25 protein-coding genes and 2 pseudogenes are annotated in these 24,668 nt (G+C 70.6%); 10 read left to right on the plus strand and 17 right to left on the minus strand.

Annotated features, from left to right (window positions below):
• Window positions 1–64 precede the first annotated feature (64 nt).
• Window positions 65–1,075, minus strand: a complete 1,011-nt coding sequence (locus KRAD_RS00085; protein ID WP_011981174.1) for an alpha/beta hydrolase family protein — start codon at window positions 1,073–1,075, stop codon at window positions 65–67.
• Window positions 1,076–1,170: 95 nt separating this feature from the next.
• Here KRAD_RS00085 and KRAD_RS00090 point away from each other — a divergent pair, with 95 nt between their 5' ends.
• From KRAD_RS00090 to KRAD_RS00100, 4 genes and pseudogenes are all read left to right on the plus strand, one after another.
• On the plus strand, window positions 1,171–1,761 hold the full coding sequence (locus tag KRAD_RS00090) for a TetR/AcrR family transcriptional regulator (RefSeq protein WP_011981175.1): 591 nt from the start codon (window positions 1,171–1,173) through the stop codon (window positions 1,759–1,761).
• Window positions 1,762–1,945: 184 nt separating this feature from the next.
• Window positions 1,946–2,119, plus strand: a pseudogene (locus tag KRAD_RS27365) (transposase); the annotation flags it as partial.
• A gap of 183 nt (window positions 2,120–2,302) precedes the next feature.
• Window positions 2,303–2,653: an MmyB family transcriptional regulator gene (locus KRAD_RS23745; protein ID WP_049821010.1), complete on the plus strand. Its 351-nt coding sequence runs from the start codon at window positions 2,303–2,305 to the stop codon at window positions 2,651–2,653.
• 232 nt (window positions 2,654–2,885) lie between these two features.
• Window positions 2,886–3,587 (plus strand): annotated as a pseudogene (locus tag KRAD_RS00100) (PP2C family protein-serine/threonine phosphatase); the annotation flags it as partial.
• On the opposite strand, the gene KRAD_RS00105 reads toward KRAD_RS00100, so the two are convergent.
• The 7 genes from KRAD_RS00105 to KRAD_RS00135 all read right to left on the minus strand — a co-directional run bounded on the left by KRAD_RS00105 (window position 3,584) and on the right by KRAD_RS00135 (window position 11,138).
• Window positions 3,584–3,964, minus strand: coding sequence for a nuclear transport factor 2 family protein (locus tag KRAD_RS00105; RefSeq protein ID WP_041291790.1), 381 nt, complete (start codon window positions 3,962–3,964; stop codon window positions 3,584–3,586). The pseudogene KRAD_RS00100 and the gene KRAD_RS00105 sit on opposite strands and share 4 nt — an antisense overlap.
• A gap of 387 nt (window positions 3,965–4,351) precedes the next feature.
• Window positions 4,352–6,280, minus strand: coding sequence for a putative bifunctional diguanylate cyclase/phosphodiesterase (locus tag KRAD_RS00110; protein WP_041291791.1), 1,929 nt, complete (start codon window positions 6,278–6,280; stop codon window positions 4,352–4,354).
• Between the two features lie 496 nt (window positions 6,281–6,776).
• Entirely contained in the window at window positions 6,777–7,157 is a 381-nt protein-coding gene (locus KRAD_RS00115; protein WP_041291792.1) for an ATP-binding protein, read from the minus strand.
• On the minus strand, window positions 7,154–7,447 hold the full coding sequence (locus tag KRAD_RS00120; protein WP_041291793.1) for an STAS domain-containing protein: 294 nt from the start codon (window positions 7,445–7,447) through the stop codon (window positions 7,154–7,156). Before KRAD_RS00120 ends, KRAD_RS00115 begins: the two co-directional genes overlap by 4 nt.
• A gap of 461 nt (window positions 7,448–7,908) precedes the next feature.
• Entirely contained in the window at window positions 7,909–8,259 is a 351-nt protein-coding gene (locus tag KRAD_RS00125; protein WP_011981181.1) for a hypothetical protein, read from the minus strand.
• Window positions 8,260–8,382: 123 nt separating this feature from the next.
• Window positions 8,383–10,281: a phospholipase D family protein gene (locus tag KRAD_RS00130; RefSeq protein WP_011981182.1), complete on the minus strand. Its 1,899-nt coding sequence runs from the start codon at window positions 10,279–10,281 to the stop codon at window positions 8,383–8,385.
• Complete coding sequence (locus tag KRAD_RS00135; protein ID WP_238985685.1) at window positions 10,278–11,138, minus strand: diacylglycerol/lipid kinase family protein; 861 nt, start codon at window positions 11,136–11,138, stop codon at window positions 10,278–10,280. Before KRAD_RS00135 ends, KRAD_RS00130 begins: the two co-directional genes overlap by 4 nt.
• 638 nt (window positions 11,139–11,776) lie before the next feature.
• On the opposite strand from KRAD_RS00135, the gene KRAD_RS00140 reads away from it, so the two are divergent.
• Both KRAD_RS00140 and KRAD_RS27370 read left to right on the plus strand, forming a co-directional pair.
• The gene (locus KRAD_RS00140; RefSeq protein WP_011981184.1) at window positions 11,777–13,048 is read left to right on the plus strand and encodes a PP2C family protein-serine/threonine phosphatase; all 1,272 of its coding nucleotides are present in this window, start codon (window positions 11,777–11,779) and stop codon (window positions 13,046–13,048) included.
• Window positions 13,049–13,105: 57 nt separating this feature from the next.
• The gene (locus KRAD_RS27370) at window positions 13,106–13,642 is read left to right on the plus strand and encodes a GNAT family N-acetyltransferase (RefSeq protein ID WP_011981185.1); all 537 of its coding nucleotides are present in this window, start codon (window positions 13,106–13,108) and stop codon (window positions 13,640–13,642) included.
• Window positions 13,643–13,997: 355 nt separating this feature from the next.
• Here the strand turns inward: KRAD_RS27370 and KRAD_RS00150 are convergent, their stop codons facing one another.
• From KRAD_RS00150 to KRAD_RS00160, 3 genes are all read right to left on the minus strand, one after another.
• Entirely contained in the window at window positions 13,998–14,429 is a 432-nt protein-coding gene (locus tag KRAD_RS00150) for a class I SAM-dependent methyltransferase (RefSeq protein ID WP_041291794.1), read from the minus strand.
• Window positions 14,430–14,847: 418 nt separating this feature from the next.
• Window positions 14,848–15,180: a DUF1330 domain-containing protein gene (locus KRAD_RS00155; protein ID WP_011981187.1), complete on the minus strand. Its 333-nt coding sequence runs from the start codon at window positions 15,178–15,180 to the stop codon at window positions 14,848–14,850.
• Between the two features lie 150 nt (window positions 15,181–15,330).
• Window positions 15,331–16,107 (minus strand): SDR family oxidoreductase, encoded by a 777-nt coding sequence (locus KRAD_RS00160; RefSeq protein ID WP_011981188.1) that lies wholly within the window; start codon window positions 16,105–16,107, stop codon window positions 15,331–15,333.
• 78 nt (window positions 16,108–16,185) lie between these two features.
• On the opposite strand from KRAD_RS00160, the gene KRAD_RS00165 reads away from it, so the two are divergent.
• Window positions 16,186–16,794, plus strand: coding sequence for a TetR/AcrR family transcriptional regulator (locus KRAD_RS00165; RefSeq protein WP_011981189.1), 609 nt, complete (start codon window positions 16,186–16,188; stop codon window positions 16,792–16,794).
• 110 nt (window positions 16,795–16,904) lie between these two features.
• On the opposite strand, the gene KRAD_RS00170 is transcribed toward KRAD_RS00165, so the two are convergent.
• The 3 genes from KRAD_RS00170 to KRAD_RS00180 all read right to left on the minus strand — a co-directional run bounded on the left by KRAD_RS00170 (window position 16,905) and on the right by KRAD_RS00180 (window position 18,807).
• On the minus strand, window positions 16,905–17,717 hold the full coding sequence (locus KRAD_RS00170; protein ID WP_011981190.1) for an alpha/beta fold hydrolase: 813 nt from the start codon (window positions 17,715–17,717) through the stop codon (window positions 16,905–16,907).
• A gap of 150 nt (window positions 17,718–17,867) precedes the next feature.
• Window positions 17,868–18,464 (minus strand): P-loop NTPase family protein, encoded by a 597-nt coding sequence (locus KRAD_RS00175; RefSeq protein WP_011981191.1) that lies wholly within the window; start codon window positions 18,462–18,464, stop codon window positions 17,868–17,870.
• A 64-nt stretch (window positions 18,465–18,528) separates the two neighbouring features.
• Window positions 18,529–18,807, minus strand: coding sequence for a hypothetical protein (locus KRAD_RS00180; protein WP_011981192.1), 279 nt, complete (start codon window positions 18,805–18,807; stop codon window positions 18,529–18,531).
• A 259-nt stretch (window positions 18,808–19,066) separates the two neighbouring features.
• Between KRAD_RS00180 and KRAD_RS00185 the strand changes: the two genes are divergently transcribed.
• On the plus strand, window positions 19,067–19,423 hold the full coding sequence (locus KRAD_RS00185) for a hypothetical protein (RefSeq protein ID WP_011981193.1): 357 nt from the start codon (window positions 19,067–19,069) through the stop codon (window positions 19,421–19,423).
• Between the two features lie 234 nt (window positions 19,424–19,657).
• Window positions 19,658–19,894 carry a hypothetical protein gene (locus KRAD_RS00190; RefSeq protein WP_041291795.1) on the plus strand — a complete coding sequence of 79 codons (237 nt, stop codon included), beginning with the start codon at window positions 19,658–19,660 and terminating at the stop codon, window positions 19,892–19,894.
• Between the two features lie 723 nt (window positions 19,895–20,617).
• Here the strand turns inward: KRAD_RS00190 and KRAD_RS00195 are convergent.
• Window positions 20,618–21,376, minus strand: coding sequence for a TipAS antibiotic-recognition domain-containing protein (locus KRAD_RS00195; RefSeq protein ID WP_041291796.1), 759 nt, complete (start codon window positions 21,374–21,376; stop codon window positions 20,618–20,620).
• A 275-nt stretch (window positions 21,377–21,651) separates the two neighbouring features.
• Complete coding sequence (locus KRAD_RS00200; protein ID WP_041291797.1) at window positions 21,652–22,209, minus strand: TetR/AcrR family transcriptional regulator; 558 nt, start codon at window positions 22,207–22,209, stop codon at window positions 21,652–21,654.
• 147 nt (window positions 22,210–22,356) lie between these two features.
• Between KRAD_RS00200 and KRAD_RS00205 the strand changes: the two genes are divergently transcribed.
• A complete protein-coding gene (locus tag KRAD_RS00205; protein WP_011981197.1) occupies window positions 22,357–23,082 on the plus strand; it encodes an SDR family oxidoreductase in 726 nt (241 codons plus the stop codon).
• A 1,042-nt stretch (window positions 23,083–24,124) separates the two neighbouring features.
• On the opposite strand, the gene KRAD_RS00210 is transcribed toward KRAD_RS00205, so the two are convergent.
• On the minus strand, window positions 24,125–24,655 hold the full coding sequence (locus KRAD_RS00210) for an Lrp/AsnC family transcriptional regulator (protein ID WP_157873407.1): 531 nt from the start codon (window positions 24,653–24,655) through the stop codon (window positions 24,125–24,127).
• Window positions 24,656–24,668 lie beyond the last annotated feature (13 nt).

Consider the following 24,668-nt stretch of genomic DNA (forward strand, 5'->3'; position numbering starts at 1 on the left):
GCGCGGGAGCACCTGTGCCCTCGCTGCTGCGCGTCGTCGATGATGCCCGCGGTGTGCGGAGGGATTACTTGCTCTGGATGCCGAAGGCGCCGGAGCTGGCGGCGGCCTGCTGCTGCAGGTCCTGCCAGGCGGTGGCATCGCCGCTGAGGACGTCGAGGAGGTAGGCGGCGACGGCGTCGGCGACGAGGGCGACGCGGGCGGGGTCCTCGTCGCTGGTTTCCTTCACGGCTTCACCGGCGAGGCCGCCGAGGGTGTGCTCGCCGTCGGTGATGGTCAGCAGCCGCTTGGGGGCGGGGCTGAAGGTGTAGGCGTCGCTGAACCAGTCCGGCCCGCGGGTGGACATCGCCGACTGGTCCTTGCCGCCGGCGATGACCAGAGCCGGGGTGGCCATGGTGGAGTAGCCCGGACGCATGAACGGCAGGTGCTCGAGCGCGAACGGGGTGAGGGTGTCACCGGTCCCGGTGGTGGCGATGAGGACGCCCGCCTTCACCGAGGGGTGGGTGAAGTCCTCACCCGGGGTGCCGTCGGCGTCCAGGACCCGAGCCCCGAGCAGCGCGCCGGCGCTCTGCCCGCCCCAGGAGTGCCCCACGACGGCGATCCGGCCCGCGTCGACGCGCTCGGGCAGGCCGGGGACCTGGTCGACGATGTCGTCGAGGTGGTCCAGGACGGCGTGCAGGTCAGCGATGCGGACCCGCCAGATGGTGGCGAAGCGGGGGTCGTCGAAGCCGATGCGGCGGCGGCGGGAGTCCAGGTGGGTGGGCTGGATGACGACGAAGCCGGCGGCAGCCCACCGGTCCACGAGGGGTTCGTAGCCGTCCATGGACCAGGCGTTGCCGTGGGAGAAGACGATGACGGGCAGGTTCGCCCCCTCGAGCGGGGCGGTGACCTTCACCTGCAGGTCGAGACCACGCTCGATGTCACCCTCGATGCCGCCGCTGACGTTGCGAGCAGGGCTGGAACCGGTGCTGGGATCGATGGCCGGATCGGTGGCGGGACTGGTGGTGGGGACGGTGATGGGTTTGACCGCGATCAGCCGGCGGTTCAGGGCCTGAGGTACGGAAGCAAGGAGAGGCACGGGACGTCCTTCGAGGCGGGGGGCTCTGCCACACTGGCGGAGCGTCGTTCCGCTAACGTTAGCGGAACATTGTTCCGCGAACAAGGGAGGCTGTGGTGACCCCCACGACCGGAGTCCGCCAGGCCGGCAGGCAACGCAGCCGCGAGGCCCTGCTGAGCGCCGCCGCGGCGGCGTTCGTCGAGGCCGGTGTGCAGGCCCCGGTGCGGACGATCGCCGAACGCGCCGGGGTGGGAGTGGGCACGGTCTACCGCCACTTCCCGACCCGCGCAGACCTGGTCAGCGCCGTCTACCGCCACCAGGTCACCGAGTGCACGGCCCTGGCCGAGGCGCTGCGCGAGCAGCCCATCCCCGCTTTCGAGGCGTTGCAGCGGTGGATGGCGGCCTACGTGGACTTCCTCATCACCAAGCACGGCCTCAGCGAGGCCCTGCGGTCAGAAGACCCCAGCCTGGCCAACCTGCACGCCCTGATCCTCGACGAACTCGTACCCGCCTGCGCCTGCCTGCTCGCCGCCAGCCAGGAAACCGGTGAGGTCGACCCGCAGATCGAAGCGCTCACGCTGCTGCGCGCGGTGGGGAACCTGTCCATCCCCGGACCGGGCTACGGCCAAGACGAAGCCCGGCAGATGGTCACCCGCCTCCTCACCGGATGCCGCACCCACTCCGCTGACTCCCCCAGCCAGGGATGAACCACCCAGCCTCAGCCGGTCGACGAGCTAGGCGATCTGAGGAGCCAATGTTCTAGGGCGCGTCCTGCGGATCTTGCAGCTGCGCCATCATGGCCTCGTGGGCGCAGTGGGCGCAGTAGGCGCAGTGGGCGTGACGAGGTCACCGCTGCCCCGCAAGCGGGAGGTACCCCAGGCATGAACGCAGATCAAGGCGCTGCTACCACCGATGGTGCAACGCGGTGGGCGCTGGCGAAATCACCGCCAAGTCCTCAACGCCATCTTGTGGAAGCTACGGGCCGCAGCGCCGTGGCCAGACCTGCCGCAACGCTACGGACCGTGGAAGACAGCCCATGAGCGGCTGCGGAAGCGGACCGTGGACCGCGGACCGCGGACCGCGGACCGACATGGGAGCAGATCCTGACCGAGATCGTCGTCAAGAACGATTCCATCGGCCGCCTTCGAGGTGCTCACGTAGAACGACCTGGCCACGGCCATCCTGGGAAACCTGAGCGCGGCGACCCCTGCTGAGCGCAACCTCGCCCGCCGCGCCTTCCTGCCCGAGGTGGCCCACCGAACCGACGCGGAGGTCGCCCACCGAACCGACGCGGAGGTCGCCCACCGAACCGGCGCGGAGGTCACCGACATGATCGAGTTCCGTCACCCCATCATCGCTGGATCCAGCACCGCGACGGTCCGCTACCCCGCTACCCCACTGACCCGCCGATTTACTGACCCCCCGATCCAGGACCTCGTCACCGAACTGCGGGCAGACAGCACAGACTTCGCCCGTCTCCGGCAGCGTCACCACGCGCAGGCGCAGCCCGTGATCACCAAGACGTCCCGGCATCCGGGGGTGGCCTCGATCACCGTGGACTGCGACACGCCGCTGCTCCCCGACCATGACAGACCGTGACCAGCAGCTGGTCCTCTACACCGCCGTCCCCGGCTCCCGCGACACCGATTCCCTCGAACTACCGCGCACGGTCATCGCGAAGTCGCTGAACGCCAGCTGATCCACGCCCTTCTGCACAAGCACAGGTCCGCCCCGGCTCCAGTTGACTCTGACCTCGCCACACCGCAGTCCCTGCACCCCACCCTGCTGAGTTTCACACAATGAGTAAGCAGCACCCCACAGCAACGGTGAGCGCTTCGCCACCGGAGTCCCCGGTGAGCTGCAGCTGTCCACCGGGCGGCTGCGTTACGTCAACGCCGGGCACCCCGCCCCGCTGATGATGCGCGAGGGCAAGGTCGTCAAGGAGCTCGAAGGCGGCCGACGCATCATGCTCGGACTCGGTGACGGCCGGAGCGCCATCGCCGAGGAGTGGCTGCAGCCCGGTGACCGCATCGTCTTCTACACCGACGGCATCACCGAGGCACGCGACCGCGACGGGGACTTCTTCGGCCTAGACCGCCTCGTGGACCACCTGCACAGAGCCGCGACAGCGCAGCTGCCCGCACCGGAGACCCTGCGCCGCATCGCCCACGACGTCCTGGACCGTCAAGGCGGCGTCCTGCAGGACGACGCCACATTGCTCATCGCCGAGTGGGCCACCACACGCGAACGCGCCCTCGTGTCCGCAGACGACATCGCCGCGCACGAACTGTCCCCCACCCACCGCGACCGCGAGGACACCCCCCCGCCGCTGACCACGGCCCAGGTGCGCCTAGGCCGGACGTCGCGACCACCGCTGCGGACACGAAGGCGCACACCAGCCAGGATGGACACCAGTCAGGCAGACACAGGGGCCGATCCCGCAGGCCCGTCTTCTCCTACCCCGTCGAGGCGACGCGGATGGCGCGGATGGCGCGGATGGCGCTTGGCAGCATCGAGGGCGCCGTGGTTCTAGAAGGTGGTGACGGTGGAGCGCGAGGCCAGCCAGGCCCCACCCACACACGTGAAGTCCACCGTGAAGCGCAGAGGCCAGGCGTCGTGGTCGCCGTAGACGGTGGCCCGCACCACGACGTCGCTGGTCAAGACCGAGTTGTCGCCGTCGGTGTGCACGCTCGTGCAGACCTCCTCGGCGTCCTGGTAGTCGAAGACCCCGTCCTCGATCTGCTGCATCCACTCGCTCTTGGCCTGCACGTAGCCGCTGGTGTGCGTCAGAGTGAAAGCGCCGGTCAGCAGGTGAGCGAGCTGCACGGTGTCCCCGGCCACCATCGCCTCCAGCTGCGCCCGGAAGTTCTGCACGATCTCCCGGCTAACCTGCTCGTCGATCGCGTTCACGCTCTCCCTCCGCCGCATCCTCAACCCTCGAATCGTGATCCTCATCCTCGACCTCCGTCGCTGCGCTCAGTCCTTAGAACGGGATTGGGAATTGGAAGGGGAAGCGACGGCCGTACGTTCCCGGAGTGATGTCGCCTGGCTCAGGACCGCACCTCATCGGCCGGTGTGCTTCCGGCGCGTCGAGCTCGGCCGACTGCTCGCTGTCGAACTGGACGCCGCAGACGTGGCGCTCACCGCGACGCACCGGGGGTGGCCAACCAGGACATCAGCTCCTGCTCAACGGCGGCCCTGCGCGTGGGCTACAGGGCTGCCTCGGTGGCGTAGGGTCCGGCACCTTCGGAGCTCGGTGGATTCGCGCCGGTCGACGACACCGGCGGGGTGGTTGTCTCAGGCTGCCCACTGGGCGGTGAGGGCTTCGGCGGGTTGAGGGTGCCCGCAGTGGAAGCCCTGCAGGTAGTGGCAGCCGGCGTCGGTGACCTGACTGGCTTGCGCAGCGGTTTCCACGCCTTCGGCGATGACCTGCAGGTCCAGGCTGGTGGCCACCGTGACCACCGCGTCCACCAGGGCCCGCCGGCGCGGGTCGTGCCCGAGACCGGCGATGAAGCTGCGGTCGATCTTGGCCATCTGCACCGGCAGCTCCACCAGACGCGACAAGGAGGAGTAACCGGTGCCGAAGTCGTCGATGGACAGCGGGTGCCCGCGATGTTCCTGCTCCTGCAGGACAGGCAGGACCTCGGGGTTGCTGAAGCTGTCCTCGACCACTTCCAGACCCAACTGCTGCGCATGCAGGTCATGAGTGCGCAGCGCGGTGGCCAAGGTGGTGGTCAGGGCCGGGTCGACGAGTTCGCGGGCGCTGAGATTGACGTAGGCGCTGTACGGCGCCCCCCGCCGCAGCTCGCGGCGCCACCGGCTCATCTGGGCGCAGGTCTCATCGATGACCCACCTCCCGATCTCCACGATCAACCCGGTATCCACCGCCAGGTCGACGAACCGCGCGGCGGGCAGCAACCCGCGCTGAGGGTGCTGCCAGCGCAGCAGGGCCTCCACCGCGTGCACGCCACCACCAGGCTCGGTGATGGGCTGGTAGTGCACCTGCAGCTGATCGTGGGTCAGGGCCTGGGCGAGCTGACGTTCGAGGTGACGCCCCGGACGCTGGGCACTTCGAGCAGCGACACCAGCGCTGCCACCAGCGCCGCCGCCAGCGCTGCCCCTGCTCACCTCGGTCAGACCGATCACGCCGCCGCGGCCGTGCTGCTCATCGCGTATGCCCTGCTTCACCCGGCTGTCCCGCTTCGCGCGGTACATCGCCTCATCGGCCGCGGCCAGCAGGTCATCGGCGCTGGGGTGCTCCTCGCTGAGCGCCACCCCGATAGTGGCCCCGACCATCAGGTCCACGCCGGCGACGTGGACAGGACGGGCCAGGGCTCGGCGCAGACGAGACGTGACGGCGTGCACGTGCCGGTCAACCTCGCCCCCATCGCCCGGGCCGCCCGAGCTGGCTCGGGGAAGGTCCTCGCACAGCAGGACGAACTCGTCCCCGGCGAGCCGGGCCAAGGTGTCCTCCTGACGCAGGGAGGCGTTCATGCGGGTGGCCACCGTCGCCAACACGGTGTCCCCGGCGGCGTGGCCGAGGGTGTCGTTGACGGCCTTGAAGCGGTCGAGGTCGATGAAGAAGACCGCGACGGTGCGCTGGTGGCGCCGCGCGGCGTGCAGGGCGTGCTCGAGCCGGTCGAAGAGCAGAGTCCGGTTGGGTAGCCCGGTCAGGCCGTCGTGGGTGCCGGCATGAGCCAGTTCCTGCTGAGCCTGCAGCGCCTGGGCGCGATCAGCGGCCATCACCAGGTAGGACACCGCCACGTGCGCCAGCAGGTGCGCCCACTGCAGTTCCTGCTGGCCCCAGGTGCCGGCCTCGCGGCGGTAGAGGTCCAGCACCCCCCACACCCGCCCGCGGCTGATCAGCGGTACCGCGATCACCGAGCGGAACCCCTCCTCCAGGACCCGCTGCACGAACTCCGGCCACGCCGTCTGGACCGGGTCGTGCAGGTCGTCGACGACGACGTCGACGTGGAAGAGCAGCGCGTCGTGGCAGGGCCCTTCTTGCATCAGCTGCTGCAGCTTCTCCGCCGAGCCCACGTCGGCGCGGTCGGCGTGGACGAAACGCAGCAGTTCCCCGTCGTTGATCATGACGCCGGCGCCGTCGACGTCCAGGTGCTCGGTGGTGATGTCCACCAGGTGCTTGAGGAGGTCCTCGGGGTCGGCCTGCCCGCTGGCCGCGGTCGCCAGCTCCGCCAGCGCGCCGGTCATCGCCTCGGTGTTCACTGCGCCGCCGCCGGCCTCAACGACTGCCTGAACAAGTGCCTGAACACCTGCCCGAGCCGCCGCGTCGCGCGAGGTGGCTGCCCTGAGGGGGCATACAGCGGTGACGACTGTTCACCAAACTGGCTGCAGGAGCGCAAAGGTTGAGATTTCATCGGTCCACTGCCCTCGCTCGCACGGAGGCCGGTGTTAGACCCTGGGGTACAGAATACGCCGCTCGTGATCACTTGCTCGCTACGGTCGTGTCGGATCGGAGGCAACCGTTGGAAAGTCGACAAAACCGGCGGTCCTGAACTTGCGCGACGCAGCGGGCTGGAACCCGGCAGCGTTTCGCCAGCTGAAGCCCATTCCGTCGTGCCCGGGCCACGCGCCCCGGCCCGGTCGCGATGGGGTTACGTCAGCTGCGGGTCTTGTCCTCAGCACTACTTGGAATGTACTGCCGCGGGCCTCAGCACCCAGGACCCGTCTGATCGACACCGGTCGAGGAAGAGGCGATGTTTCAGGGTGGCGGTGCCAGCAGCGCCATCTCGCACCACACCTGCACAACATGGGGCTCTCGCCTCCACCCCCACTGCTGGCTCAACGCGGAAAGCAGCAGCTCGGACTCCGCACCGACCTCGAAAGGGCCGTCCCCGGCGAGATCGACGACGACGGTCAGCCCATCCAGGTCTTCTCGGACCGACACCGCTTTCGCCCAATGCTGCGGAGCGCCCACGGCGAAAAGCTCCCCAGCGGCTTGCACCAACTCCTCGGTGCGGTCCTCGCCGACCCCGGCCTGCTCAGCGTAGACGGACAGGAAGCGGCGTGCCTGCGCCAACTCCTGCGCTCCGCCTGCCAGGTCAAGGCGGATCCGATCCCCGGCATACGTGTGGGAATTCATGCGCCCCCCTCCTCCGCCCACGCCCGCGAGACGCGGAAGTCGAGAACCGCGGGGAGGGCGAAAAGCTCCACCAGAGCCATCAGGTGCGGTTGAAGGCCGCACACCTGCAAGGAGTTGCCAACGCCTTCGGCGCGTTGCGACAAGGCCACCAGCAGGCCCAAGACCGCGCAGTCCAGGAACGTCACTGCCGACAGATCCAGGACGACCCGTTCAGCGATGTCGACGACCGGCTCAACCTGTTCGCGAATCCACGCTAAATCGCCCATGTCCAGCTCACCGCACAACGCCACCGTGCACGGCTGGGCGGGGCGAGGACTCTGATCAGGGGCAGGAGGACGCGGCTGAGCGGCCGGAGAACGGTGAAGCGCAGAAGCATGATCAGTGGAACATCGGGGCTGTTGGCTACGGGAAGCGGTCAGGAGCTGGGTCACGGCCACCTCGCGGAAGGAGCAAAGGCCGGGCCTGACTTTGGACCCACCCGAAGGCTAAGCCCCCTCCTCGGGGGCCGCAAGACGCCTGCCAGGACCCTGTCGCCCTCCAGCCGGGGCAATCTTCACCTTCGGCAATGCCCACCCGCCCCTTGTGCCCCCCTTGCGGGATGGGCCAAGGTCCATTCCGCACCCGGCGCTTGAGCATTACGTCTGCGGGCGCAGCTGATGAGTCCCGCCTCCGCCGTTGCAGCCCCAGGCCCAGGTGCTCTTGCTGGCCCGGGATGTTGTGCGATGCGGGCGCCTGGGCTCGCAGGGCTAGGTCAGGGGCGTTTGCGGTCCAGGTGCTGCAGCAGGTCGTCAGCGGCCTGCTCGATCTCGGAGTGGTCGTTCTGCGCGGCGCGCTGCTTAGCGTGGATGAGCGCGGCCCGGTTCACCGTCGAGAAGTCCCCGTAGGGGAAGTGGTAACGCTTCTTGGTGCGCTCGGAGGCGTCGGGGTCGATGGCCAGGTGCCAGCGGGCGTACTGCTCCCACCCCTCGTCGTCGAGCTCGTCGTTGCCGTCGGCGGGCGAGGGCGCGGCCTGCGACCAGGCGGTGTCGTCGTCGTAGGTCCCTGCGTCGATCAGCTCGCGGGCCTGGTCGACGGCTTCCTGATTCACGCGGTAGCTCGGCATGCCGCTCATCTACCCGAGCTGCCTGCGCGCCAACCGCGACGTTGCGGTCCAACCCGGCTGAGACGCTTACCAGGCCCCGCCCCGTTGTGGCCAGCGGCAGCGGCAGCGACTAGGTCGGCGGTCTCAGCGCCCGGCGCGGCCTCCAGTGCTCCCCGCCGGGTCCAGGACGATCCGCTGAACGGGCGCGGCGAGGACCTGCTGCCAGCGCGGGAGCACCGGATCGCGGTGGAAGCGCAACCGCCCCGCCGGTCGCGACCCGCGCCGGCCACCTGCGTGCCAGGCATCCAGCGCGGCGGCGCTGGCGCGCAGAGCCGCGACGGCGCGGTGGGGGTCGAGGAGGTCGAGGTCCCCCCAGTCGTCCCCCCGGTCGCCTCTGCGGTCGCCTTCCCAGCCGCTCCCGCGCTCATCCTGCTCGCCCTGCTCACTCTCGAAGCCGCTCCTGCCCAAGTGCTCGCGCATCAGCTGCAGGCGCAGATCTCGAGCGAAGCGGCGGGCACCGTCGCCCAGCCCGGCCGGGTCAGCAGGCTCGCGCTGATCGTGGGCCTCGTCCAAGACGGCAACCGACAGTTCGGAGTCATGGCTCCAGGACCGACGGTTGAGGTTGTCGCTGCGCACGCACGCCCACACGTCGTCGACGATGGTGACCTTGGAGTGGACGTAGACCGCCTCGCCCTGCTCGTTCTCCACGTCGAAGACGTGCACACGGTCCCCGCCCGCGGCGCGCAGGACCTCCAACGCCCGCACCTGCCCCAGCAGCAGCGCAGGCGCCGCCAGGCCCCCGCGCTTGGGGTGACGCGGCACCAGGACGACCAACTGCAACCCGGATGTAGCGCGCAGGGCATCGGCGAAGACGCCGGCCACCTGCCGCGACCACAGGAACTGCTCCTCCACGTAGACCAGACGCCGGGCCCGGCGCAGCACCTTGACGTGAGCGGCGACGATGCTGGCCTCCCCCTGGGGGGCGAAGGGGTAGCGCGGCCAACGGCGCGGGTAGGTCCGCAGCAACTGCACCACGCACGAGCCGGGTGTGAGCGCATCGGGTGCGGGGCCCAGCGCGGGACCCCCCGGCGTGGGCTCCCCCGGCGCGGGCTCCCCCGGCGCGGGCTCCCCCGAGGTGGGCTCCTCTTCAGCTGGGTGAGCAGCCGCGGCCGGCATCGGCTGCGGTGGGGGAAGCGGTACCGGCCGCCGCACGAGACGGCGCAGCAGGTCCGAGCCGACCTGCCACGGCAGCAGCGACAGCGGCGCACGGTCCTCCCACCGTTCGCGGAAGACGGTCTCGACGTGGTCCACCGCGGGCCCGCGGACCGCGGTGTGGATGTCGTGCCACGAGGGATGGCGCCCGTACTTGCTCCCGAAGGACATCCGCTGCCGGTCCCCGTGGTGAGCGGTCCCGTCACGGCGACTGTGGGCGAGGTCGAGGCTGCCGACGAAGGCGACATCGTCCTGGGGACGGTGCAGGTGCCGGATGACGAGGAACTTCTGGTGGTGACTGCCCAGGGTCCGCACCCGCTGGTCCAGCAGGACCTCCGCGCCCCCCTTCACCTTCTGAGCCAGGTGGCGGTTTCGCTCAGGCACCAGACGCTGCCAATCCCACGGTGAGCGCCACACCAGGCCCTTGACCACCGCACCGCGGCGGGCGGCGGCGGTGAGAGCCTCAGCGATCGTGGGCCCGTCGTCGGTGAGCAGCTCATCGGGATCGCCCTGCCAGTCGGCGAAGAGCACCAGATCACCCTCACCGCTCCCCGCCAGCGCTGCGGCCAGCGCCGAGAAGTAGGCCACCCCGTCGACGAGGGGCTGCACCCGGTTCCCCCGGCTCCACGCGGGCAGGCGGGTGGCGCCGTTGCCGCGTTCGGCACCGCTCAGCAGCCAGACGGTCGCAGACCGGTCACCGGCACCATCCCCGGCGCCATCCCTGGTGGCCGTCGCGCCCTTGGTAGCAGCGGTGGTGGCGCTAGCAGCGGCGGTGGCGCTAGCAGCGGTGGTGGCGGCGGTACTGAAGGTGGCGTCCTGGTGGTGGCTCATCGGATGACGCTCACCGCGGCGGGCGCGCAGGAGACGACGACCTCCACACCGGTCTCGACCTGGTGGACCTCCCCGTCCATCTGCACCGGCATCGGCGTGGCGGTGGTGAAGGCGTACGGCTCCTCGCGGGAGATGACCTCGTGCGTGCCGCGCACCAGACGCAGGACGCTGGCCAGCAGCTTCAGCTTGCTGCGGTGGCGAATCAGCAGCGTCTCGTAGGTGCCGTCGGTGGGTGAGGATTCCTGCGACAAGGTGGCGTACTTGGCCATCCGGTCGATGTTGGCGAACACCAGGCTGTCCAGCTGAATGCGGTGGCCGTCGTGGGTAATGGTGAACGGGCGGTAGCGCCAGACACTGCGCAGCGCCAGCAGGCTCTCCTTCACCGCGTCCAGGTCGTGCTGGTTGAACTCCACCGCAACCACGGGGGTGATGCCCAACCCGACGTAGGAGTGCGCGTAGCGCGGCTCCTGACCGTCGATGAGCACCTCCAGCAGGTCCATCTGCGACACCGTCCCCGCCACGATCGCCTCCACCAGGGGCCGCTCCTGCACCGCCGTGGCGTGGTCGTTGGCGTTGCCCGAGGCCAGCACCGCGCACACCCCGGCACCGGGGACCCGGCGCCGGGCGCGCATGACACCGTTGACGACCTCGTGGTAGCCGCCGTCACCGCTGGCGGAGACCACCAACGTGGCCGGGTGCTCGCTGACGGCCCGCTCAGCGAGTTCCACCGCATGCCCGGCGTGCTGGGTCTGGGCCAGCTGCACCACCGTGGCGGGAAGACGCTGGGCGAGCTGAGCGCGCAACTGCTCGCCGTTGCCTGGACCGTCACCGGTGCTGTGGGGGTTGTAGATGACCACCACGCGATCGAAGTGCCCGGTTACCGCCTGGATCGCTGCTCGAGTCGCTGCCTGGATCACTGCTGGAACCTCCGATGGGGTGTCGGCGGACACTCCACCATTCGCCGACATTGCCACGCAGCGCGCACGGCAGCCACCTGGGGCGGGCTGCGCACTCTGACCTTCCAGCTCTCGGACTTCAGGCTCCAGCGCAGCACACGGACCCACTGGAGCGAGGCGACGGGACTGCTCGGCAGTGATGGATGTGGCTGCACTGTTCAGACGAGCCCTCTTGCGCTCAGGCCGCTACCCGCGCGCAGCCGTCGCAGCGCCGCACACGGCGCCGGTCGCAACGCCGTGCACGACGTCGATGACGTCGGCCCCGCTCAGCCACGCCTCGGTCGCACCCCACGGAGCCCTCCGGCGATCACCTTCCCTGCGCGCAGCCTGCCTGCCTCTCCCCGTCAGCACGTCAGCGCCGGTGGATCCGGTTGCGTTCAGGGGCGGGGCCGCCGGTAGCGGCATGACGGCGACGGCGCGAAGGGCCCTGCAACAGCTCGGGCCTGGTTGTCGGGAAGGAGGCCGTCGGGGATGGGGCGGGTGGCTACGCGCGATGTCACCGAGCCGGTGACACGGAGGAGGCGTTAGCGTCTCGGAGCATGAGCGCTGGTGCGTCCGAGCGGACACTGGTCATGGTGCGCACCCTGATGGACCGTGCCCACCTGGCCACCACCGGGCAGATCCCCGACGCCACCCTGGAGGCCGCCCGCACGCTGGGCTGGACGGCCCAGCTCTACCTCACCGACCACGAGCAGCGCCTGCTGCTGCCGCTGCCCACCACCGGCCTGGCACCGCGGCGCCCGCAACTCATCGCCACCACCGTGGCCGGGCGCTGCTTCCGCGGCATGCGACCGCTGACTGTCCCCAACGACAGCACCCGCGTCTGGCTGCCCGTCTTCGACGGCGCCGACCGCCTGGGTGTCCTCGAACTCACCGTCCCCGAGGGCGGGGACCTCGACGACGAGGTGTTCGCCGAGCGCTGCCGGCTGCTGGCCCACCTGAGCGGGCACCTGATCGCGGCGAAGAGCCCCTATGGCGACGCGCTGGACCGCATCCGGCGCCGGCGACCGCGCACGGTGGCCTCCGAACTGCTGCACCAGGTCCTGCCGCCGCTGACTTTCGCGTGTGAGGGACTGGTCGTCTCCTGTCTGCTGCAACCGGCGTACGACGTGGCCGCGGACGCCTTCGACTACAGCGTCGTCGACGAGACCGCGCACCTGGCCGTGCTGGACGCCACCGGTCACGACGTGCACGGCACGATCCTGGCGGCGCTGGCGCTCTCGGCCTACCGCAACAGCCGCCGCAACGGCCACGGCCTCGGCGAGGCGGTACGTGCCGTGGACGCGGTGATCGCCGAGCACGGCGGCGGTGAGCGCTTCGCCACCGGTGTCCTGGGTGAGCTCGACCTCGGTACGGGTCGGCTGCGCTACCTCAACGCCGGGCACCCCGCTCCCCTGCTGCTGCGCGAGGGCAAGGTCGTCAAGGAGCTCGAGGGCGGACGGCGCATCCTCCTCGGTCTGGGTGAGGGGCAGGTCGACCTCGCCGAGGAGTGGCTGCAGCCTGGGGACCGGATCCTCTGCTACACCGACGGCATCACCGAGGCGCGCGACCTCGACGGCGCCTTTCTCGGCGTCGAGGGTCTCGTGGAGCATCTGCACAAGGCCGCCGCCGCGCAGCTCACCGCCCCCGAGACCCTGCGACGCATCAGCCACGACGTCCTGGAGCGCCAAGGCGGCGTCCTGCAGGACGACGCGACCTTGCTCATCGCCGAGTGGGCCAGCACGCGGGAGCGTGACTTCGTGACGTCCTCCGCCGAGGACGTCGACGGACGAGACTTCACCCCCTCCCGCGCCGGCGGTCTCCGGCGCTGACCACCTGGTCCGCCGGCGTCCGCGGTCCCCCGCTTCCGGCCTCCTCGGGTACAGCCGGTGTGTCAAGACCCGGGTCTTGACACATCCCAGACGTGCACATCCCAGACGTGCACATCCCGTACGGCTAGCCCTACAACGTTGGATCATGGCCCGACTGCGTGTGCGCACAGAAGCAGACGTAGCGACGATCGTCAGCTGGGTCCCCGACGCTGCCGCCCTCCACCGCTTCGCCGGTCCCTGGCTCACCTGGCCCTCGACCATCGAGCAGCTCAACGACGTCACCGCCCGACCAGGAGCCACCGCCTGGGTAGTCGACGGCCCCACGGCGTGGCCGGCCACATCCAACTCACCCCCACCGACGGCGCCATGCGCGTGGGACGTGCCCTGGTCGACCCGGCGCAGCGAGGTCGAGGAACTGGCCGCCAGCTCGTCGCCCTGGCCCTGGCGCTGGCCCGTTCTCAGGGAGCGGTCCGAGTCGACCTGGGCGTGCTCGCGGACAACTGGTCCGCGCGCCGCATCTACGACGCCCTCGGATTCGTCCCCATCGCCGATCCGGATCCCTCCGGCGTGGTCATGATGACGTGCCCCTCCTGACATCACTCGTACTGACGCGGTGCGCTGCGGCCGCTCGTGGTGCGCGGCGCGGACGCCAGGGTCGCCCACGGAGGTCACACCCGCCCTGGCCGCAGCAACACGATGGGTCCCTGTCACCCATGCACGCGGCCGTCACTGACGTCTTCATCAAGAGCCGGGTGAGGACGTTGGTGGCCGCCGTTGGCGGCCGCTGATCGGCGGAGATCCTGCCCGCGACAGCGCGCGGTCATCCCGCGCTCAGTGGGCACTGTCGTTGGCAGCCGGCGATATCGCGGACTCGTCGATCTGTGGACGTCCTGGTCGGGGCGGTGCCTCGGCGCCGCCCCGACCAGGCGGCCCCCGCTGCGGGAGCACGTCACGAGTCCAGGGACAGCTCCTGCAGCGGGTCGCCCCCATCGATGAAGACGCGACCACCAGGAGCCAAGGCGGCCAGAAGCCGCTGCATCGCCTGGTGCCCGGCTGCGGGATGGCGACCGTCCAGGGCCCCCACCCGCACCGCGAACACGATGTCGAACCCCGGCTCCCCCGGCTCCAGCACGAACGATTCCACCGCGACGCACCGCACCCCCATCCGCCCCGAAGCGATCTCGGCCTTCGACCCCGCCCGCGCCTGCGCAATCGCGGCCGCGGAGCGGTCGATCGCCAACACGAAGCCCGTCTCCAACCTCTGAGCCACCGCACGCGACGCAGCACCCGGTCCGCACCCCACCTCCAGCACGCGGGACGCAGGAGTCAACGGCAGCGCGTCCACGACCGCCGCCAACCGGGAGGACAACCTCGCCGTCACACCAAAAAGCGTAGGCACGACTGCAGTCGACGTCACCGGTGCAGGCCCACCCACGAGCGACGACTTCACGGTCATCCCGCGATGAGGGACTGTTACCCGCCCCAAAGCCGCCCCAAGGGGGGTGCGCGACCGCGCGGTCATCCCGCGGTGTGCGCGCTATCGCCGGCGGCAGACGACCTCACTCATCTGCCGATGACCATGCGATCACCAAAGACCGATTCGTCGTGGGAGGAGGCAGCTCCGCGGCGTCCTCGACGCCGCGGGGCCGGCTCATCGCACCTTCTTGCGAACCGGCCGTACCCGCACCGCAGCTTCCATCACCTTTGCCGCGATGGATGAACGGGCGACGACGAACGGGCGACGACGAACGGGCGACGACGAACGGGCATTGGCGAGCGCGGCCCCCGCGTGATGGAGGTCAGGCCGCCGGGGCGGTCCCGGGCAGGAAGATCAGCCGGCGACGCATGGCGGTAGCCGCGATCTCGCGAGCCGGGGCGTACTCCGCGGAGTCGTACCAGGCCTGCAGGGTTTCCATGTCCGGCCACTGGACGACCGCGGCCACGATCCCCGCCTCGCCCTCGGCGGCCGTGGGTGAGGCGCCGAGGACGACGAAGCGGCCGCCGAACTTCTCCACCGTGGCCGGGGTCAGCTCGGCGTAGCGCTGGGCGCCGGCGGGGTCGAGGACCTGGAGGACCTCGGTGATGCTGTATGCGGGGGTGCGGGTGGTGTTGGGGGCGGTGGTCTCGGACACGGGAGTTCTCCTTCGGGTGGCTTGCTCGGGTGTGGTGGTCGGGCGTGGTGGTTCAGGTGGGTTCTTCAGGTCCTGCGTCGGGTTCAAGGCCCGGGTGGGTGTTGCTGGTCCCGCTGTGTCCTGCTGGGTTCTGCTGGGTTCTGCTGGGTGTCAGATGCCGGGTAGTTCGCCGCCGTCGACGGTGAGGGTCACCCCGGTGACCCACTGGGCGCGGTCGGAGGCGAGGTAGGCCACCGCCTCGGCGATGTCGCGGGGGTCTCCCGGGCGTCCCAGCGGCACCCCGGCGGTGGTGTCGGCCAGGGAAACGCCCGTCGCGTCGGCGATGTCCTGGCGGATGGCGTCGGCGCCGGGGGTGAGGACGTTGCCGGGCACGATCGTGGCCACCCGGATGCCGGCGGGGGCGAGCTCGGTGGCCAGGGCCTTGCCGTAAGCGTTGAGCGCGGCCTTCGCTGCGGCGTAGTGGGCCAGTGGTGCTGGGGCGGTCAGGGCCGCGCCGGAGGAGATGTTGATGATGGCGCCGCCCTGCCCGGCTTCACGCAGCGCCGGGAGGAGGGCGGCGGTGACCCGGACAGCGGAGAGGTAGTTCAGGTTCAAGGCGTCGAGCCACTCCTCGTCGGGAATGGTGGCGATGCCGCCGAGGTGGGTGCGGGCGGCGCCGGCGTTGTTGACGACGATGTCGACGCCGCCCAGGGCGTCGAGGGCTGCGGTGGTGAAGGCCTGCACGCCGGTGGGGGTGCTGAGGTCACCGGCGATGAAGGTCGCGTCCCGGGGGGTGTCGTCGGTGGCGCTGCGGGCGGTGGTGACGACGCGGGCGCCGGCGTCGAGGAAGCGCTGGGTGATGGCCGCGCCGATCCCGCGCGAGCCTCCGGTGACGATGACGCGCTTGCCGGTGAATTCGGTGGGAGCAGGGGTGACGGTTCTGAACATGCGGTCCACAATGGCACGTTCTGGACCGCTCGTCCAGATGTTCTGGACCGGAAGTTCAGATCGGCGTAGGATCGGGGAATGGCCCGACCCCGCACCTTCGACGAGCACGACGTCGTCACCACCGCCCGCCGGCGGTTCACCGAGACCGGCTACCACGGCACGTCCGTGGGGGACCTCTCGGCCGCCACGGGCCTGAGCAAGGGCAGCCTCTACGGCGCCTTCGGCGACAAGGAGGCCCTGTTCCGCCGGGTCTTCGAGGAGTACTGCGCAGCCGCCGACCAGAGCGCCGCCGCCCGGGTCGAAGGCCCCGAGGACGAAGCGCTGGACCGCTTGCGCGACTGGCTGCACTCCCCCGACGACGTCGTGGGAGGAGACAACGGTTCCCGCCACCCGGGTTGCCTGCTGGCCAAGGGCACCGCGGAACTGGCCTGGACCGACGAGGCCGTCGCCGCCCGCTCCCGCGCGACGTTCCAAGTGCTGTTCGACAGTTGCCGCCAGCTCATCGAGCAGGCCCAGCGCGCCGGGCACGTCAACCCCACCGCCGATCCCGCCGTGCTCGGTCAGCTCGTCGTCGCCACCCACCGTGGGCTCGAAGCCCTCACCGAAGCAGGCGTCGACGCGGGGACCCTCAACCGCATCGCTGACGCCGCCATCGACAACCTCACCCCCGGCTCCCGCCGTCGCTGAGCGACCACCCCACGGAGGCAGCACCCCCGCCGCTCGAGCACCTACAGGTCGCCGACCTTCCGGTCATCCTGGTCATCCCGCGATACGGGCGGGCAGCGGGCGTGGGGCAACTAGCTACCAGGAGGCACGGAGCCGGTGTCGAGGTAGCTGCGCAGCAGCTGAGTCCACGCCTGCGGCTGATCGAGGTGGACGTCGTGACCGGCGTCGGGCACGACGACGTGGCCGGTGCCCGGCCGCAGCTCGAGCATCCGCTCAACTTCCGCAGCGTCCAGGTAGCTGCGCTCCGCTTGCACCAGCAGCGTCGGTGCCTGCACCTGCTGCCACTCCGCCCAGCGTGGGGTCTCGGCCACCGCCGCGATGGCGGCCTGCATCACGTCAGCGTCGAACCGGGGCCAGAACCCGTCCTCGCGTTCTTCCAGATCCTGCGCCCACCCCACGGCAGTCGCTGTTCCCCCGAGGTGCTCGACCGCTGCCTGCCGGGAGGGGAACGGCACCGGCCAAGCGGCGAACCAGCTCCCCAGCTGCGCCGAGGTTTCTTCCGCCCCGCCACCGACCCCGCCCTCCAGCAGCACCAGGCGCTGCACCAGGTGCGGGTGCCAGGCGGCGAGCAGCAGCGCGGTGTGCGCCCCCATCGACTGCCCCACCACCGAGACGGGCGCACCACCGGCCGCGGAGGTGATGAGGGCAGCGACGTCCTCGACGTAGGCGCGGCGCGAGACGTCACCCGGGCGGCGGGTGCTGTGCCCGTGGCCGCGCTGGTCCAGCGCGAGCACCCGGTAGCTGTCGTCGAGTGCGGCCGCGGTGGCGGCCAGCTCCTGCGCGCTGCCGGCCAGGCCGTGCAGCAGCACCACCACCGGTCCGCAACCGCCGGAGTCCAGGTAGGACAGGGTCACGTCCTCGCGGCGGATCTGCAGGCGGCGCACGGGCAAGCTCCGATCGATAGAGGTCTGGACGTGGCCGACCGTGGACCAGCACCAGCCGCCCACCGCACGATGCACGCGACTTCACGACCATCCTGCGCTCCAGACGTTCGTGAGCAGCCGGGGACGTCCTCCCCCTCACGGTGAGCGCGTTCACGGCCGGGGCAGACCGCACCAGCCGGAGAGGCCGATGACGTCGGCAGCCACCTCGACGACGCTGCGCCGATCGGTGCCGACGCAGTGGGTATCCGCAGGTGCCCGCTCCTCGAGCAGGGCGGCTGTGCTCCGGCTGCGCTCGAGGTGGGCCCGCAGCCCGGAGCCGACCTCACGGACACCGAGGCGGGTGCGGATCGTCTCATCGGTGGCGGTGAGCAGGACCGCGGTGACCTCCGCCCGGCCGCCTACGGCGCGGACGATGAGGTCGGGTTCGAGGACGCTGACGGTGTTGACGTAGATGAGCCGATGGTGGCCGAGAGCGGCGTAGTTGCCCCACAACGCGGCGAGGTTGGCTCCGGTGAGCCGAGTGCCGGCCGGGTCGTCGTCGGCTTTGGGGTAGGCGGCGTCGAGGTTGTCCCCTTCGACGTGGCAGTGCGCGACTCCTAGGGTCTGCAGCTGGGCGGAGACCTCGTGGGCGACGCTGGTCTTGCCCACACCCGCCCGGCCACCGATGAGCAGCACCTGCACGGCCTTGCCGTTCGCATCCGCCACGACGCACAGTCGGCCACGGACTGCGGGTGCTGTCCACCACATTCTGCAGCGAAGACTTCACGGTCATCCCGCCGTCCACGACGTCGCGGCACGGTCGACGACGGTCTCAGACCAGCTCCGCAGACTCACCGACCTCTCCTCGGCACTCACCTACGGTGTCGAAGAACCGGTCCAGGTAGACCGTCGGCGGCAGGTCGCTCGTCCGCATCAGGCTGAACACCTCAGCCCCGTCCCCCGGCTCGTCGGGCAGCGCGTACGCCTGGGTCAGCCCCAGGTGCTCGGTCACCCGCTCCGGCGGCCAGGTCGTCTCGCTCGTGCAGGTCTGCGCCTCCGCTTCGGCCTTCTCGATGGCCTGGTCCATGTCGGTGTCCCACCAGAGCGTCACGCGTTCCTCGTAGACGACCTCACCGGAGTCCTCGGCCTGGCTGCGAAAGATGCAGCGGACAGCGACCCACCCAGAGCTCCCGTGCCGGCAGCGTCTCAGGGAGACCGCCTGACTCCCGCGACTCCACGGTCATCCCGCGGTGCGCGGACACACGGTCATCCCGCGAGGTTCACGCGTCCTCGGGCCCTCGGATGCTCCAGCGAGGTGACCTCCGCCCATCGGTCCCCAGGTTGCCGTCTGCTGCCTGCACACTGCAGGCATGGTGCTGGACCACAGCGGCTACCCCCTGCGCCCCGGGGAGCCGGAGTACACCGACGACGACCGCTTCTGGGACGGCACCCGCCTGCACCACCTCGTCCACGACGACATCGCCAAGCGCCAGGGCGTACTGCTGTCCACCGCCGACGTCGTCGTGCTCGACTCGATGGGCTGCTGCCCCGGCACCGGTCACTGCGGCTCGAAGGTCATCGCTAGCGAGAAGGTACGTCGTCGACTGGCCGCAGCCGGCTTCGTCCGCTTCGAGGAGTCTGAGGGCACCCTGCAGCACTGGGAAGCTGACGACGGCACCACCCTGGCCCTGCTCGTCGGTGAGGTCACCCGCCCCTTCCTGGGCTGACAGCCCCTCGCCAAAGGGCCCCTCCTGGCGGTGCACCCACGGCACGGCGCCCAGAGCCAGCGACGTCGTGATCATCCCGCGATCCGGGCGAGCAGACCTGACGCTGACGCCACGATCCACAGGGCGAGCCCTCCAACGAACGCCCGGCGGGCGGACTGCGGGGCCGACGGCGAGCCGCATGGCTGCCTAGCGCCTGCGCGCGCGCAGACCCAGCGCAACCGGCACGCTGTCAGGATGACCGAGCACCCCCAGCCGCCGGCCCCTCTCGCCGACCGCTTCACCGCCTTGAGCGGCAACCTCGACCAGCTGCTCGCCGCTGCGGAGAGCTCCAGCGACGAAGCCACCGCCGGCCTCGCCGGGGGTCTGCACGCTGCGGCCCTGGAGGACTTGCGCGCCATCGCCACCGCCTGCGGCCTGGACTGGGAGGAGGTCCTCGCCGAGCGGGACCGCCGCTCCGTCGTCGCCGAATAGCCACGGCGTCGGGTGCTCCTCCGGGGCGCTTGACCAGACGATTCCCCTGACGACGTCGACGTCGAGGGCGGCGTAGACGTCGAGGGCGCCCTCTTCGCCACGCCGCACCCGACGCCGATCTGCGCTGCGTGAGGCAGAGCGGCACCGCACCGGACGTCGACGCCAGTCCTCGACGCCAGTCCCCAATGGCCCGCCTTCGGCGCAGTCCGCCTCGGCTGGCGCTGCACCGTCAGCACCCGCAGCAGTCCCGGGGAGGTGGGCGAGCTCGTGGGTGTTTCCCAGCGGTGCCGAGCACGACGACCGGTGGGACGGCCTCGACTGGGAGGTTCACCCCACGACGACGCCGGGTGCTACTGCGGGGGCTGCCGCGGCGGCGTGAGCAGCGAGTGCTGCAGTCAGGACCGGTGCGGATCCAACAACTCCACGGTCATCCCGCGTTGTGTGCGCTGTGGCCGGCGTCTGACACCTACCCAGCTCTGCGACTGGCACCGACGTCCTGACGCATCGACTGTCACCGGTCTCCTGGCGCAGAACCGTCACCGATGTCCTGAGACAGGACAGCACGAGTCGCCTGTGCTTGCCTGGCACCCCCTCAGACGATGGCCGGTGGGACAGGCGCACCTCGGCTCACCCACCGACCGAGATGGTCTGACTGACTGCTCCAGCGATGACCACACGGATTCGGGGGTGCCAGCACTCCGTACCCGTGCAGCTGCGCCCGGCTCAGGCGAGATTGGCGTCAGCCCACACCCCCATGGCCTCGCACAGCCAACCGGCGAGGCCCGTCTCGACGTCGTCGTAGAAGGAGCGGAAGCGCTGATCCTCGACGTAGGTGTCGGCCAGTCCGCGGTAGGCGGCGCGGTCCGGCGTCCAGTGCGCAGCGACGGCAGCGTAGTGCTCGGCGACAATCGCCTGGACACCCTCATCACCTGGAGCCGCGCCTCGCCGTTTCGCCGCGCCCATCCGCTCGGCGAGGTCGCGATGCTCACGCCCGCTACGTTCGAAGTCCTCCCGCTCCCAGCCGGCCGTCCGCTCACGCGCCTGTGCGAAAGCCACGCGGACGCTCTCGCCGTGCTGGGCCACGAGCTCCTCCTCGTAGCGGTCGCGGTCGCGGGCCAGCCCCTCGAAGAACTGCTGCTCGCTCATGTCGTCCCTTCCCTCCAGGTGGGCCGCGGTGCGACGGACTGTCGCGGCCAGGCGGGCCAAGCGGGCCCCCTCTGCCTCGAGCCGGTCGGCGTGGACGCGCAGAGCCGCGACCTCGTCGTGGTCCCCGGCCAGGACCTGCCCGACGACGGCCAGGGGCACCCCGAGCTCGCGCAGCACCATGATCCGTTGCAGCCGCAACAGGTGCTCTCGCTCGTAGAGCCGGACCCCACCCGCCCCGGTGCCGGCTGGTACGAGCAACCCCACGGCGTCGTAGTGCCGCAGCGTGCGCGCCGTCGTTCCCGACATCCGCGCCACCTCAGCTGTCGTCCACGTCACCGGTCCACTCCTGCCTGCACCCGTTCACCACGGCGCCGGCAAGACGATCCCACCGACCCCAGGGACGCTAGAGGCTGACGCAGCGTCAGCCGCAAGACGAGGGGACGAAAGGACGAGACTGCCACCCGGGCCGGTGACAGCGAGGTCACCTGTCGAGGACCGCCCCCGGAACGGACAGAGCAAACCGACTTACCGCTCACATCGATTCGCTGAGGGCGAACCGGAGGTCACGTCGGGCCCCACGGAACGCTCAGGAGGACTCGGGAGGACTCAGCTCAGGCGAGGATCCCCGCCGTCGCCATGCCCACCCGGCGGCGGGTAGCCACCTCGTCGTCCTTGAACCGGTCCACGGCCCACGACAGCGCCAGGACCAGTTCGTAGACCTCCTCAGCGCTGATCGTGCCGGGGGTGTTCTCGCCGACTCCCGCCCGGGCGAGGAGGGCCGCTGTCCGCTGCAGCAGGGGGTTGCACGCCGACTGCACGGGCGAGGTGGTGTCCTCGTGGGCGGTGGCCAGGCAGTAGGGCAGGTCGTGCCAGATGCGCAGCCGCCACGTCAGCAGCACCAGCCACTCCCCCAGCGCCGCGCGCGGGGTGAGCGTGCGGGAGAGCTCGTCCGCCTCCGCCAGGGTTTCGGTGATGCTGTCCTGGATGGCCGCGGCCAGCAGGTCATCGCGGGTGGGGAAGTTGCGGTAGAGGGTCGCGTTGCCGACCCCGGCGCGGGCGGCGATGCCGTCCAGGGAGGTCAGCACACCCTCCACCTCGAAGGCCTCGCGGGCAGCGCGCAGGATCGCCTCGCGGTTGCGCCGGGCATCAGCGCGCAGCGGTCGCGTCACCTCACCGGTGTCCGCGGTGCGCGATCGCTCACGTGCCCCACCAACTCCTCGCGGTACGGGGACCACGTGCCCTCCTCCTTGACCAAGTGGGGAGGTTCCCCACATCATGTGCAGCGGGGACAGTCCCCACTTCACTGAGGAGTCTAGATGAACCACCCCCTCACCGGCCGCACCGTCCTCGTCACCGGCGCCAACGGCGGACTCGGCGAGCAGTTCGTGCACCAGGCCCTGCAGCGCGGCGCGGCGAAGGTCTACGCCGCTGCCCGCACCCCCCGGACCTGGGACGACTCCCGCATCACCCCACTGAGGCTCGACCTGACCGACCCCGAGGCCGCCACCCGCGCCGCGGCAGGCGCCCGCGACGTCGACGTGCTCATCAACAACGCCGGCATCGCCCCCGCCGGCGACTCCATCAGCGGTCCCGAGGACGACCTCCGCCAGATCTTCGAGACCAACTTCTTCGGCACCCTGCGCGTGGCCAACGCCTTCGCCCCCGTCCTCGCCATCCACGGCGGGGGCAGCCTGCTCAACGTCCTCTCCGCCGCGGCCTGGATCAACATCCCCACCGGCTACGCCGCCTCCAAGGCCGCGATGTGGTCCGCGACCAACGCCCTGCGAGTGCAGCTGCGCGCTCAGGGCACCCAGGTCATCGGCCTGCTCGTCGGCATGGTCGACACCCCCATGGCCGCGAGCTGGGACGTGCCCAAGGTCAGCCCCGCCAGCGTCGTCGCCCAGGCCTACGACGCCATCGCCGACGGCTCCTTCGAGGTCCTGGCCGACGACACCACGCGCCACCTGAAGTCGCGACTGAACACGCCGGCTGAGGAGCTCTACCCTTGGCTCGACCAGCAGCTCGCCTCCTTCGTTCCCTGAACGCCGGCTCGCGGCACGGAGAGGCCCAGAACGGACGGGTGCTCTCAGGCCAGCGGACTCCATCACCCGCCCTCGCGAAGATCGCGGCCATACCGCGGTGAGGAACGTCCATCAAGAAGCCTCGGTGCTCGCCTCGTCCCGTACGTTCACGGCTGCCCGTGAGGAAACGATCGAGGGAGGACGTTGGCCCCAGCTCACTGGTGGGCATCGATCCGGAGACTTCCGCGCCGTCCGCCCCTTCCTCGAAGAACGCAGAAGCCTGCGCGGTGCTCAGGTACTCAATCCCCGGACTGGCGACCACGTTCGCTGCGCTCCGTGAGTCTGCGTCTGCGCATCGGCCCTCTCGATGGCGCAGGCGACGTCGGTCTCGCCACGGCGTGAGGGGCTCCAGTCGTGCGGTTCTCTGACGTGCTCGACCGACGATCTCCAGAGCCGGCGCTTCGACAGCATGATGGCGCCGCCGACGCCGATCATCATCACCCCGCCGGTGGCGCCGAGGCGGGACAGGCGACGTGTGAGCCAACCGCGGGCAGCGCCGGTGGTCAACGCCCAGGCGGTGTCGAAGGCCAGTCCGATGAGGAGGTGAATGGTCCCGAGGACGAGGACCTGGCTCCGGACCGGCCCGGTGGCCGCGGCGGTGAGCTGCGGCAGGACCGTGACGAGGAAGATCGCCGGCTCGGGGTTGGTGCGCCCACGAGAAAGCTCTCGCGCAGCGACCTGCGCGCGGGCACCTCAGCGGGGTAGCGCGTGTCGGTCGTGGCAGTGGCTGCCGTCGTGGTTGGGGTCGGGGCCATGGTCGGCGCCGTGGTCGGAGCCGTGGGTATGGCCGTCGTGTGGTGGCGGTGCCGGATGGCTCGGACGCCGAGGTGGAGAAGGTAGAGGGCCCCCACCGTCTTCAAGACGGTGAAGGCAACCACGGACTGCGCGAACAGACCCCAACGCTGGCGGCGACGGCCAGCACCTGCGGCAGCATCCCCGAGGCGTTGCCGCGCACGATGAGCAGCCGCGCCCCGCTCCCCGCCGCCCGCCCGACGAGCCGGAGTTACCTCCGCACCGCACTGGACACGGCCGAGGGACCCAGCCGGACAGGGCTCTGCTCCTTAACCGACCCCAACCGCAACATGGTCGTGGCCCGACGAGCACCGATGCGGGGCAGGGCCCGCAGGACCTCCTGCAGTTCAGCCGTCCCGGCCGCGGCCACGTGCAGGAGGACGTCGTCGGCTCCACTCACCGCGTCAGCCCGCAGCACCTGCGGCATCCGCGTCACGGCCTGAGCGAAACGCGCTGCGCTGTCCTCGTCGTGCTCCTCCAGCACCACCAGCACGAACGCCTGCAGACCGACACCGACGCGCTCGAGATCCACCCGGGCGTGCACCCCGGTGATCACCCCGTCGGCGCGCAGGCGCGCCACCCGCCGCAGCGTCGCCGCCGGGGACAGGCCCACCGCACGCGCCAACTCGACGTTCGGGACGTCCCCCTGACGTTGCAGGACGTCGACGATGGCGCAATCCAAGGGGTCCAAGTCGCTACTCAACACAACAATATTGTGCAACACGCCCGTGCCGATCCACACGGTTGCGTCCGCG

Source organism: Kineococcus radiotolerans SRS30216 = ATCC BAA-149 (genome assembly GCF_000017305.1).
In the GTDB taxonomy this organism is placed as follows: Bacteria; Actinomycetota; Actinomycetes; order Actinomycetales; family Kineococcaceae; genus Kineococcus; species Kineococcus radiotolerans.

Coding starts and splice junctions, on each gene's coding strand:
- KRAD_RS00115 (WP_041291792.1), bottom strand. CDS start 7,157: ATGAATTCCCACACGTATGCCGGGGATCGGATCCGCCTTGACCTGGCA.
- KRAD_RS00125 (WP_011981181.1), bottom strand. CDS start 8,259: ATGCCGAGCTACCGCGTGAATCAGGAAGCCGTCGACCAGGCCCGCGAG.
- KRAD_RS00130 (WP_011981182.1), bottom strand. CDS start 10,281: ATGAGCCACCACCAGGACGCCACCTTCAGTACCGCCGCCACCACCGCT.
- KRAD_RS00140 (WP_011981184.1), top strand. CDS start 11,777: ATGAGCGCTGGTGCGTCCGAGCGGACACTGGTCATGGTGCGCACCCTG.
- KRAD_RS00160 (WP_011981188.1), bottom strand. CDS start 16,107: ATGTTCAGAACCGTCACCCCTGCTCCCACCGAATTCACCGGCAAGCGC.
- KRAD_RS00165 (WP_011981189.1), top strand. CDS start 16,186: ATGGCCCGACCCCGCACCTTCGACGAGCACGACGTCGTCACCACCGCC.
- KRAD_RS00175 (WP_011981191.1), bottom strand. CDS start 18,464: ATGTGGTGGACAGCACCCGCAGTCCGTGGCCGACTGTGCGTCGTGGCG.
- KRAD_RS00185 (WP_011981193.1), top strand. CDS start 19,067: ATGGTGCTGGACCACAGCGGCTACCCCCTGCGCCCCGGGGAGCCGGAG.
- KRAD_RS00190 (WP_041291795.1), top strand. CDS start 19,658: ATGACCGAGCACCCCCAGCCGCCGGCCCCTCTCGCCGACCGCTTCACC.
- KRAD_RS00205 (WP_011981197.1), top strand. CDS start 22,357: ATGAACCACCCCCTCACCGGCCGCACCGTCCTCGTCACCGGCGCCAAC.